The following is an 11,248-nucleotide window of genomic DNA, read 5'->3' as shown; positions in this document are numbered from 1 at the left end:
GTGAAGACGCGGTTCCGTGGCCTGGCGAAGAACACGGCGCAACTGGTGACACTGTTCGCGCTGTCGAATCTGTGGATGGCGCGCAGACATTTACTGACGAATGCGGGAGAGGTGCGCCTGTAATGCGGGGAATGGCTGCCGCGAGGTGCTTGCGGCGGCTAAAAACACAGAAATAAGCGGGTGATCTGATCGCTTTTGATCGATTTGCCGCTTTCAAAATCGGCGGAGGCTGAAGTTAGCCAGAAATACATGACTACTTCAGACCATCCCTAACGACTTTTGATTCGATGATAATATTTAAAAGAGCAGCAATAACGAGAAGGTGCGATGGCTTATCTCCATTATTCACAGGCTTGGTCTGCGCCTGCTTTAGCTGCTGACGGAGGGTTTTAATCTCGCTACTGCTATCAGTTTGCTCTCTTCGTGGCTCAGCATTTTCTGCAACTATGTCCGGGTAATCTGGAGCGTTATTGATTTTGGCTGCAAGTTCTAAAATTTCTGAAAATTTAAATAATGGCTTCGGGATAGACATCTCAAAAGTCACAAAGAATGAGCACCTTCTCCTTACTCTAGTGCTGTAAAGGATTTCCGAGCCTCTCAGCTCAATCAGTGGTGAGCGATTTGTAATCTGAATGGGATCCACCACCTCAGCCAACCCAATTCCCGTTCCCGGATGAGGCTGCCCTGATACATCATCATTCAGTATCTCGACGTAGCGGTCTGTACAGTCCAAATAAACCGAGCATTGGCAAGACTTGCATAGCCGAAGCACTCTAGCTTCATCCATTTCGCTGCCGGTCAGCTTCTTTATCCAGGCGATGGCCTCTTCTATATTTAGGCTATCCATAAGCCAATCTGACTTGTCCGTCATTGCACGCCTCCCAAAGCGTTACCCATGCTAAATAAGTCGGCTGGTCAGGCGGGTGGGTGCCCGCTTTTCTCCCCGTCGGGATAGACCAGCCAAAACGGTCAGGCGCGCTTGAAATCGCCTTGAATAACATTTGCAGACGGTGGTGTAGTAATGAATTGCCCCCAGGCGGTCATAAGCTCTCGGCGCTTTTCAAAGAAGTCAGAGCGATCATAGGCGCCTTCAGTTTTGGTGCGTTGGTCGTGTGCCAATGCTAACTCACATAACTCTTTATCAAATTTCGTACAGTCACTCGCCCAAGTCCGAAAAGAACTACGGAAACCGTGATTGGTTATGTCGGCATGACCAATACCATGCAAAAACAGGCGCATTGCACCCTTGTGCATAACCCCTGTCTTGCCTTTGCCGGGAAATAGATAGGGGCTACCATCAATACGCGGTATGCCTTGCAGCAACGCAACGGCAGCGGGCGACAGTGGTATGTCGAAAGCTACTCCGGTTTTCATCCTGTCGGCGGGTATAGACCAAACAGCATTGGTTAAGTCGAACTCTACCCAAGGTGCAAATCGAACTGTCCCGGCTCGCGCGCCTGTTAATAGCAATAGGCGAATAGCAAAGGAATCTCGCCTCTCGTCATCTGCCAGTTTAAGCATTAATTCTGGGACGTCTTTCCACTTCATTGCAGGAAAACGCTGTCCCTTTCTTGCAGCTTTCTTGTCAGATTTGCTCAGCAGGTTATCAAGATGCCCGCGCCACCGAGCCGGGTTCTCACCTTCACGTAAGCCATGAGCCTTTGCAGCATCGAGCACTCTTTCAATCTGACTGCGTACTTCGTCGGCAGTGCGTGTTTTGCTACTCCATATCGGGCGCAGAATTTTTAAAACTTGCTCTGTACCGATGTCGCTAGGTGGCAGATTGCCGATATGGTTTAGGACGTACAGTCTTAGCTTGCGGTTCCAATCATCACGCCAACCTTCAGACCAATTACGCCCATGTATCTCTAAATACTCATTTGCTAGCGCCTCAAAGGTTGTACTGCGTGACGCTTTTTCCTGAAGCGCCTGACGCTTGGCGGTTCGTTCAGCATCTCTGGCAGCTAGTGGATCAGCTCCCCCCACAAGCTGGGCAGTCAAAGCACCAGCTTTAGCCCTTGCCACCTTCAGACTGACTTTGGGATAACCGCCCAGGCCCATATCGCGGCGTTTGCCATCTAGTTGAAAGCGGAAAATCCACGACTTAGTCCCGGCTGACTTAACAACCAGACGTAAACCCTCACCGTCTTCATAGGTGCCTGGCTCCGTCAGGTTCGCAACTTGTATAGCGCTAAGCGTGCCCATGCATTCACGTCCTATTCAGTGTGGGGACAGAGACCATCCCCACATTTATCCCCACACTGCTCGCCGGAAACAAGCACCGCCTAGCGAATAGTTACGGACTAATAATAGGCTGTAAGCCCCGTAAAATCTATGCATTGCGAATTCATACGAAAAACGACGGACATAAAAAAACCCGCTCAGTGAGCGGGTTTTTTGTTTCCGATGATCGCTGGTTCGGCCTGGTTCTTGTGGTCAGCCTGTCAGGCCTTATTGATCCGCTTGCTCTACTTATCAAGCTCCTTGAGAAAGGCGCGAAGGTGCTGAGCGGTCAACTCCGGTTGTTCAATCATAGGCGCGTGGCCGGTATTGGGCATGATCACCACGTGAGGTTTATGCAGGAGTGTCTGCATGACTTCGACGCTGGATACATCTAATACTCGGTCTTCGGCTCCCCAGATGATCAGCGTGGGCGCCTGAATCTTGCTCAGTTCAGGTTCTAGCGGGATGTAGCGCTCAACCAAGTGGGCAAATATCTGCTCGTAATACGCACTGTTGTGGGCGGCCTGCTCAGCGAAATAGCCTTTTATCGGTTCAGGCAGGTAGGGCGGCTTGACGAAGATGAACGCCAGCAAGCGTTGAAAGTCCTCGGGGCTCTTGACTACTAATGGGTTGGTTTCACCGCGACTTAGGCGCAGGCGTAGTTCACTGGGTTGCGGTGAGGTGATACCTGCGTTGTCGAGTAATGTCAGCGAGCGTATTCGCGTTGGATAGCGTGCGGCATACAGCGCGCTGATGTGGCCGCCCATGGAGTTACCCATGAGGTGCAACTGGTCCAGCCCCAGTGCGTCGTTGATGTCAGCCAGGCGTTCAGTCTGCGTGCCGATATCGTAGCTGCCAGCGGGCTTGCTGCTCGCACCAAAGCCCGGCAAGTCGAGGGCAATGACGCGATAGTCCTGTGTGAGGTGTCGGGCGAAGCGCAGCCAGTTGTCTTTGTTGGCGGCAAAACCATGCACCAGCAGGATGGTTTGTGCGTCGCTTGGGCCGCCTTCGTAGTAATGGATGTTAAGATCGTGCACGCTGATTTGCTTGAGGTTTAGCCCTGCGCGTTGTCTCTCTATAAATTGCACGCTGGCTAGCAAGGTGGCAGGCCACAGATAGAGCAGAGTGGCGCCGCCCATGAGCGCGAGAACCAGGCCTGCGATTAGTTTTTTCATGGCAGCTCTTTATCGCGAATTAATATGAATGCGTATTAAGCTAGCATGAAGAAGGCACCCTCTAGTTTGCATCTGCCCCCTACCTATCCAGGTAAAGTCGAGAAGTCGCTAATGTTTGAGCGTGGTTTATATAAATCGATTTTTCTGCTGCTCGGCATGCTGCTTGTGCCGACAACTGCCCTTGCCGCTGGTAAATGTGAGCGGTTGGTGGCCACAGGTAATCCTGAGTACCCGCCTTATTTGTGGCGCGACCCACAGAATCCACAGAAGCTCATCGGTGCTAATGCTGACCTGCTGCAACACCTGGCCAAGGAGCTGGGCGTCACGGTAGATGTCATTTACACCGGGCCTTGGTCGCGGGCGCAGGATGAGGTCAGAAAGGGCCGTGTCGACTTGCTTGCTGGGGCTTTTCTTACGCTGCCGCGTTTGGAGGTGATGGACTATATCCATCCGGCCTTCTATTTAACGCCGAGCGTGGTGTGGGTACACCGTGGTGCTGAATTTCCGTATGCAGGTTGGGAAGACTTGCGTGAGCGCACAGGCGGTACATTGGTCAACAATAGTTTTGGCCAGCAGTTTGATGCCTACAGCAAGAGCAACCTCACCGTTGAAGGCGTATCCAGTTTGCCCCAGGCATTTCAGAAGCTTTTGCTGGGACGCACCGACTATGTTTTGTACGAGCGTTACCCCGGCCAGGCGCTGGCCAATAGCTTAGGCATTCAAGATGACCTGCTGGTGCTTGACCCGCCAATTTCCAGTGAGGGTTTGCACCTGACCTTGTCGCATAATTCGTCCTGTAATGACCCTTGGCTACGCGGCATGCTGGCGAAGAAAATGACCGAAGCCGTTGCCAGCGATTTGCCTGAAGCCCTGTTGCAGCAAAACCTGCAGCGTTGGGCCGATCAACAGCCCGCCCCCGCTGGCGAGGCCATAGAGTAGGAAATTCCGTGATCAATCGATTTATCTGTGCGGGCTTGCTACCGCTCATGCTCAGTGCCTGTGTGTCTGACCCGGCCCCTCATGAGCAGTTACGTTTAACTGAACAAGCGCTCAGCCAAGCCACAGCGCTGGGCCTGTCGACAGAGCAGTCGCCTGCGCTGCACCTGGCCGAAGACAAGTTCGCGTTGGCGCAAGCGGCCATGCAAGAGGAAGACTACAAGCAGGCGCGGGTGTATGCGGAGCAGGCCGAGTTGGACGCCCGCTTGGCTGAAGCGCAATACCTGAGTGCAAAGAGCCAGCAACAGCTGGGCGCATTGAACAATGCCATTAACCGCCTGCGTACACAGTTGGGAGGCATGCAATGACGCGCTTTCAAACGGTTCTAAGTGCTGCAGTGGGCGCACTGTTGTTAAGCGGTTGCGCCTCATCAATGCGCTCCAGCGACCAGTCGTTGGAGGCTGCGCAGGCGGCTTATCAGCAGGTCAAGGAAGATGCGGATGTACTGCGCAGCGCGCCGAAGGATCTGATCCGCGCCGGTGAGTCGCTGGCCAAAGCCGAGCGTTTGTCGAGCTATTGGGGCAGCGCTGATGATGTGGTGCACTATGCCTATCTGAGCCAGCAGTACAGTGCGATTGCTGGGCAGAAGAGCAACCTCAACCTGAATCAGGAGCGCGCGGCCAAGCTAGAGTTGGATCGGCAGCGTCTGCAGTTGGCACTGCGCGAAGCCAAGCTGCTGAGTATTCAGGATCAGAACAGCTGGCTTGAGGAGCAGATGATCAGCCTGGCCACCACCCAGAGCGAGCGTGGCTTGGTGATGACCTTGGGTGATGTGCTGTTCGATGCCGGGCAGAGTGAGTTGAACGTTTCAGCTAACCGCACGGTGTTAAAACTGGTGCAGTTTCTGCAGTTAAACCCACGCCGTGTCGTACGCATCGAGGGCTATACCGATAGCCGTGGGGATGCTCAGGAAAACCTCGAACTCTCCCGTACGCGGGCGCAAGCCGTTGCTGATGCGCTGATCGATCTGGGGGTGGATGCCAAGCGCATCGAGGTGCAGGGGCATGGTGAGAGCTTCCCGGTGACCGAGAACGCATCGGCTAAAGGTCGTGCACAGAATCGGCGGGTCGAGATCGTCTTCTCTGACGAACAAGGGCAACTCGGTTCATCACGTTGAGCCTGACGCAGTCAAAAAAGCCCCGTTTATCGGGGCTTTTTTATGCTTGGCACCAGGGGTGTCTGCTGTCCTTGTGCGGCCAAGATGCACAGTCAGCCTTCTTGTTTGATTTAGCCAATACTGTATTGGCAGATGGCCGCTGTATCACCCACAATTCAGTGATCTGTACCGGTGCAATTTAGGTGGATCGGTTTACTGTTACGGTTCAGTCAAGCAGGAACGCGGTTATGACCAATCTGTTGCTTTATCAGCGCATTGCCCAGCAACTGGCGGAAGATATTCGTCGCGGCGTTTACCAGCCCGGTGAGCGCGTGCCTTCGGTGCGCAAGATGAGTGCGCAGCTCAATGTCAGCCATGCGACCGTGCTGCAGGCCTACGCCAACCTGGAAGACCAGGGCCTGATTCGCGCCCGCCCGCAGTCTGGTTTCTATGTACATCAGACGCCGGCCCTGACTGCACCCACCCCGGATATTGCGCGGGTCGAGCGCCCGGGGCTGGTGACGCGCAGCAGCATTATCAACCAAGTACTCGCCGAATCACGCCGCGAGGGGGTTTTTCCCTTGGGCGCAGCGGTGCCGCATGTGGACTACCTGCCAGTGCGCGCGTTGCACCAGCAGTTGGCCAAGGTCACGCGTTTTCACAGTGCGCGGGCTTTCAGCTATATGTTCAGCCCCGGTTTTGAGCCGCTGCGCCGCCAAGTGGCGATCCGCATGCGCGACGCTGGTGTAGTGGTTGACCCGAGCGAGGTGGTGATCACCCACGGCTGTGTGGATGCCTTGCAAATGAGCCTGCGGGTACTGACCAAGCCGGGCGACCTGATCGCCACCGAGTCACCCACTTACTATGGCTTGTTGCAGTTGGCTGACTTGCTCGGCCTCAAGGTCATCGAGATCCCCAGCGACCCGGCCACCGGCATCAGCCTGGAAGCCCTGCAGTTGGCGGCGAATCAGTGGCCGATCAAGGCGCTGGTGCTGACTGCGCGGTTGAGTAATCCGCTGGGGGGCACCATTCCCGAGGAGCGTCAGCGCCAACTGCTGCGCCTGGCCAGTGATTACGATATTCAGATTATTGAAGACGATATCTATGGCGAGCTGATGTTCGAGCAGGGCCCGACCAAGGCGCTCAAATCCCATGACCGCGAAGGCCGGGTGGTGTATTGCTCAAGCTTCTCGAAAACCCTTTCCCCCGGGGTTCGTATCGGCTGGATTGTCGCTGGTAAGTACCAGGATGAAATCCAGCGCCTGCAGACCTTCAGTACCCACTCGGCCTGCAGCGTGACGCAGATGGCCGTCGCGGCGTATCTGGAAAACGGCGGATACGACCGCCATCTGCGGTTTATCCGGCAGGAATACCGCAAGAACCTCAGCGCTTTCCAGTTGGCGGTGCAGCAGTATTTCCCCGAAGGCACGCAGATGACGCGCCCCAAGGGCGGCTTTATTCTCTGGGTCAGCCTGCCGGCGCGGGTCAATACCAAAGACCTGCACGTTAGCGCTTTGCAGCAGGGCATCAGCATTGCGCCTGGGCTGATTTTCAGTAATACCGAGCAGTTCAACCACTGCATTCGTCTGAACTGCGGGATCCCGTGGAACCGTGAGGCCGAGCGCGCCTTGATGACCTTGGGCATGCTGGCCGGGCAGCTGTGTCAGGAAGGCGTTGCGAGTTTTTAACAGCGCTTTAACCCGATTTGAATGAGGGCTGCGTCTACCTGAGCGAATGGTTTGTTCCGATCGCTCAGGAGATGCGCTCATGTCTACTTACCCCGTATTGCTTAGTCGTCCTCTGGTTGCCGGATTTACCGCTGGCGTACTGATCAGCCTCGGCGCATGCAGCGCCGCCAATCCCGATGCGCCGAACAAGGTGGCGACTGCTGCCACGCTGAGCTATCAGGCACGTGACCGTGCCGAGTTGCATGAGCAACTGGCCACTACCCCGGCGGAACTGCAACGCAAAAGCCAGGTGACGGGCAGGGCCGTGATGCCCAGCGTGGCGTATGCGCCGATGCCAATGTCTGTGCAGGCTGATGCCATACCGCCGGGCTACCGTGATGAAAACCGCGAGCAGTATCAGAAACTGGCGGACAACCCGTTGCATGCCGTGGCCGAGACGCCGGTATCGACCTTTAGCATCGATGTCGACACTGGCAGCTACGCCAATGTGCGGCGCTTCCTCAATGGCGGGCAATTGCCGCCGCAGGAGGCGGTGCGCCTGGAGGAGCTGGTCAACTATTTCTCCTACGCCTATCCGCTGCCCAAGGGCGATGTGCCGTTTGGCGTGCACACCGAGCTGGCGGTGACGCCGTGGAATTCAGAAAGTCGCTTGCTGCGTATCGCCATCAAGGCCTCGGATCTGCGCGTAGAGGAATTACCAGCAGCCAATCTGGTGTTTCTGGTGGATGTCTCCGGCTCGATGGACCGCCGCGATGGTTTGCCGTTGGTGCAAAGTACTCTGAAGCTGCTGGTCGAGCAGTTGCGCGCGCAGGACAAGGTGTCGCTGGTGGTGTATGCCGGCTCATCCAGCGTGGTGCTGGAGCCCACTGCTGGCAGTGACAAAGCCAAGATTCGCCGCGCAATCGAGCAGCTCACTGCCGGCGGCTCTACGGCTGGTGAGTCGGGCATCCAGCTGGCTTATCAGCAGGCGCAGCAGGGCTTTATCGACGGCGGGATCAACCGCATCCTGCTAGCCACCGATGGTGACTTCAACGTCGGTATCAGCGATTTCGAAACCCTCAAGCAATTGGCTGCCGACAAGCGCAAGACCGGTGTATCCCTGACCACGCTCGGCTTTGGCACCGACAACTACAACGAGCAATTGATGGAGCAGCTGGCCGATGCTGGCGATGGTAACTATGCCTATATCGATAACCTGCGCGAGGCGCGCAAAGTGCTGGTTGATCAGCTCAGCTCGACCCTGGCCACAGTCGCCAGCGATGTGAAAATACAGGTCGAGTTCAACCCGGCGCAGGTCAGCGAGTATCGCCTGCTGGGGTACGAGAACCGCGCGCTTAAGCGTGAGGATTTCAGCAACGACAAGGTCGATGCCGGCGAAATTGGTGCAGGCCATAGCGTGACAGCGCTCTATGAAGTGGTGCCGGTGGGCGGCAAGGGCTGGTTGGAGCCGCTGCGCTATCAGGCCGCTGCAAAAACCGACCGTAAAGCGGGCGAACTGGCTTGGCTGCGCATTCGTTATAAAGCGCCAGGGCGGGACGTGAGCAAACTGCTGGAGCAACCGATTCAGGCCAGTGACGTGCCTGCCATCAGCCAGGCCAGTGAGGACCTGCGCTTTGTCGCTGCCGTGGCCGCTTTTGCCCAGCAGCTCAAGGGCGAAAAATACACTGGGCGCTTCAGCCTCGCCGACAGCGCCGAGCTGGCGCGTAATGCCAAGGGCGATGACCGTTTTGGTCTGCGCGCCGAGTTTGTGCAGCTGGTGGAACTGGCGCAGAGCCTGCAAACTGGCTATTCCCGTACCACTAGCGCACGAGTACAGCAGTGAATCGACCCCTCACGGATGACGACGCCGCCTTGTTGCGGCGTTACCGCCGCGGTGATGCAGCGGCTTTCGCCGAGTTGTACCAGCGCCACCGGCTTGGCTTGTTTCGCTTTCTGCTTGGCCTGTGCGGTGATCACGCGCTGGCCGAGGAGGTGTTTCAGGACACCTGGATGAGCCTGATCCGCAGTCAGAGCGAGCTACGCGAAGCTGTGCTGTTCAAGACCTGGCTGTATCAGATTGGTCGCAACCGGCTGATTGATCATTGGCGCAAGCACTGTCGGCATCAGGCGGAGCATGCTGAATATGATGAACAGCAACACGCCCCGCACGACCCGCAACCGAGCCCTGAACAACAGCTCAGCCTAAGCCGCGATCAGCAGCGTTTGCAGGCCGCTTTGGCCGACTTGCCAGCAGAGCAGCGCGAGGTTTTTCTATTGCGCACTCACGCTGAAATGCAATTGGCCGAAATCGCCGAGTTGACCCAGATTCCCGCAGAGACGCTGAAAAGCCGATTGCGCTATGCCCTGCAGAAGTTACGTCGGCTGCTGGCTGACCCGGCCGCCGAGGAGTTGTCCGTATGAAGCATGATCAACACATGGCTGATGAGCAGGAACGGCAGATGCTCGAACACTTCCGTCGGCACAGCAGCGGCGAACCCAGTGCCCAGCTGGATGCACAAATTCTCGCCGCCGCCAGCACCGCAGTAGGCCGCACCACTGCAGTCGAGACGCGGCCGAGTTTGGGGGCGCGGTTGCACCGTTGGTTATTCGGTGGCGGCGGTCGGCAGCGCTGGTCAGTGGCGTTGGTGGGGGTCGCCTGCCTGGGGATTGGCGTGAGCCTGACCTGGCGCAGCGTTGAGCAAGCGCCAGATGCCTTTGATGCAGTACCCAGCGGCGCGCCGATGGCGCCGGCAGCCGCGAGGATGGCACCACAATCCGCACCGGTGCCCACACCACAGGCGGAATCGGCTGCGCGTGCTGATGAGCCGCAGCGTTCGCGGGCAATGCAGTCTGCACCGCAGATTCCGGGCTACGGTGCTGATGCCGCATCGGCTGAGAAGAAGCTCTCGGCCGATGTGTCCAATCAGCTGCTGCGTGAAGAGTCTTCGGCTGATGCGTTGCATGAGCAACTGCCACAAGCAGTCCCTGCGCCGACCGAGCAAGCGCTGAGTAAAGCGGCTGAGCCAGTAGGCGATCAAGCCCAGCAGCAACTGCGCAGTGAGTTGCTGCGGTTACTCAAGCTGCGCCGCGATGGTTGGACGGAGGAGGCCGATGCCTTGTTGTTGCAGCTGATGCGCAACTATCCAGAGCTGGATGTCGACGCGCAGTTGCAGCAACTGCAGCAAGTTGACTGAGGTCGCTGGGCCGCTCGTGGTTGATGCGGTGAATGGCAGCAAGTCGTTTGCGCTGCAATTCACCCTGTTGTTACCTGCGGTACAGATTGCAGGCTTGCCAGAGGCCTTAGCCCAAGGCGAGCATAGCGGCCTGTATCCCTATCTTTGTGTTGACCATGACCTCTATTCGAAGCCTCGCGCTGCTGATGACACTGTTGTCTCTGGCGGCCTGCGAGCAGTCCGCCAATCCACCCACACAGCCAAAAACGCCGGTCGTCCAGGTGCAACCGGCTAAACCACCTGCGGAAAAGCAACCTAGCGAAAAGTCCCCCGCAACGGTTAGCCGCAGTGCCACTGCGCCTGAGCCTACGGCTGTTGATAGGCAGCAGAGCAGCGTGCAAGACAAGCCTTCTGCGCCAGAGCCTGAGCCAGCAGCTGCGCTGGACTTGAGCCTGCATCCAAACGTATTTGATCCATTGCAGCCACTCGAGCCGATTAACGACTTGTCGACGCCCTTATTGCCGCCCTTGTTTGGCGAGAAAGTGCAGCCCGACAGCCCCTTTCAGCTCAATGGCAAGTTGATCACCAACGAGCGTGATGAGGATTACTGGCAGTCAGTCGAAGGCGCGCAGCTGCAGTTCGAGTTCAAGCACTAAGCGTGCAGCCCGCTAGTGCGCTCAGCGGTAAAGCCGGTGGTTAAGCCCTGGTCACTGCGCGGAAGGTGATTTTCGCCATACCCAGGTTCTGCGCCCAGTTCGGTAGTGTATGTGTCATATAGATGGTGTGGGCCGGTTCATCTGTTTGAGCGCGAAGTCATGCACCGTCCTGAGTAAGCCGGCGCTCAGAAGTAAATCACTGTGTTGTGGCCATATCGGGTAGAACTTAAACCAGTGCAGCCCCCCCCCCCCCCCCCCCCCC

Annotated in this window: 11 protein-coding genes and 1 pseudogene; 9 read left to right on the top strand and 3 right to left on the bottom strand. The window is 56.9% G+C overall.

Annotated elements, in window-relative coordinates; genetic code table 11:
• Window positions 1-123, top strand: a pseudogene (locus tag SOP97_RS07100) (IS5/IS1182 family transposase); the annotation flags it as partial.
• A 130-nt stretch (window positions 124-253) separates the two neighbouring features.
• On the opposite strand, the gene SOP97_RS07095 reads toward SOP97_RS07100, so the two are convergent.
• From SOP97_RS07095 to SOP97_RS07085, 3 genes are all read right to left on the bottom strand, one after another.
• A complete protein-coding gene (locus SOP97_RS07095; protein WP_322948761.1) occupies window positions 254-871 on the bottom strand; it encodes a hypothetical protein in 618 nt (205 codons plus the stop codon).
• A 98-nt stretch (window positions 872-969) separates the two neighbouring features.
• Window positions 970-2,205, bottom strand: a complete 1,236-nt coding sequence (locus SOP97_RS07090; protein ID WP_322948760.1) for a tyrosine-type recombinase/integrase — start codon at window positions 2,203-2,205, stop codon at window positions 970-972.
• A gap of 263 nt (window positions 2,206-2,468) precedes the next feature.
• A complete protein-coding gene (locus tag SOP97_RS07085; RefSeq protein WP_322948759.1) occupies window positions 2,469-3,398 on the bottom strand; it encodes an alpha/beta fold hydrolase in 930 nt (309 codons plus the stop codon).
• Between the two features lie 111 nt (window positions 3,399-3,509).
• On the opposite strand from SOP97_RS07085, the gene SOP97_RS07080 reads away from it, so the two are divergent.
• The 8 genes from SOP97_RS07080 to SOP97_RS07045 all read left to right on the top strand — a co-directional run bounded on the left by SOP97_RS07080 (window position 3,510) and on the right by SOP97_RS07045 (window position 10,986).
• Window positions 3,510-4,337, top strand: a complete 828-nt coding sequence (locus SOP97_RS07080; protein ID WP_322948762.1) for a substrate-binding periplasmic protein — start codon at window positions 3,510-3,512, stop codon at window positions 4,335-4,337.
• Between the two features lie 8 nt (window positions 4,338-4,345).
• Window positions 4,346-4,702, top strand: a complete 357-nt coding sequence (locus SOP97_RS07075; RefSeq protein WP_322948758.1) for a DUF4398 domain-containing protein — start codon at window positions 4,346-4,348, stop codon at window positions 4,700-4,702.
• Window positions 4,699-5,511, top strand: coding sequence for an OmpA family protein (locus tag SOP97_RS07070; protein ID WP_322948757.1), 813 nt, complete (start codon window positions 4,699-4,701; stop codon window positions 5,509-5,511). The genes SOP97_RS07075 and SOP97_RS07070 overlap by 4 nt, the downstream gene beginning before the upstream one ends.
• A 227-nt stretch (window positions 5,512-5,738) precedes the next feature.
• Complete coding sequence (locus tag SOP97_RS07065; RefSeq protein WP_274089683.1) at window positions 5,739-7,178, top strand: aminotransferase-like domain-containing protein; 1,440 nt, start codon at window positions 5,739-5,741, stop codon at window positions 7,176-7,178.
• 79 nt (window positions 7,179-7,257) lie between these two features.
• A complete protein-coding gene (locus SOP97_RS07060) occupies window positions 7,258-9,000 on the top strand; it encodes a vWA domain-containing protein (RefSeq protein WP_322948756.1) in 1,743 nt (580 codons plus the stop codon).
• Window positions 8,997-9,578 carry an RNA polymerase sigma factor gene (locus SOP97_RS07055; protein ID WP_322948755.1) on the top strand — a complete coding sequence of 194 codons (582 nt, stop codon included), beginning with the start codon at window positions 8,997-8,999 and terminating at the stop codon, window positions 9,576-9,578. Before SOP97_RS07060 ends, SOP97_RS07055 begins: the two co-directional genes overlap by 4 nt.
• Window positions 9,575-10,351 carry a hypothetical protein gene (locus SOP97_RS07050; RefSeq protein WP_322948754.1) on the top strand — a complete coding sequence of 259 codons (777 nt, stop codon included), beginning with the start codon at window positions 9,575-9,577 and terminating at the stop codon, window positions 10,349-10,351. Before SOP97_RS07055 ends, SOP97_RS07050 begins: the two co-directional genes overlap by 4 nt.
• Before the next feature lie 155 nt (window positions 10,352-10,506).
• A complete protein-coding gene (locus SOP97_RS07045; protein ID WP_322948753.1) occupies window positions 10,507-10,986 on the top strand; it encodes a hypothetical protein in 480 nt (159 codons plus the stop codon).
• Window positions 10,987-11,248: the final 262 nt, after the last annotated feature.

This window comes from Pseudomonas spirodelae, from assembly GCF_034653255.1.
GTDB lineage: Bacteria > Pseudomonadota > Gammaproteobacteria > Pseudomonadales > Pseudomonadaceae > Aquipseudomonas > Aquipseudomonas spirodelae.
The sequence above is the reverse complement of the archived record's forward strand: the minus strand, read 5'-3'. Positions and strand labels throughout refer to the sequence as shown.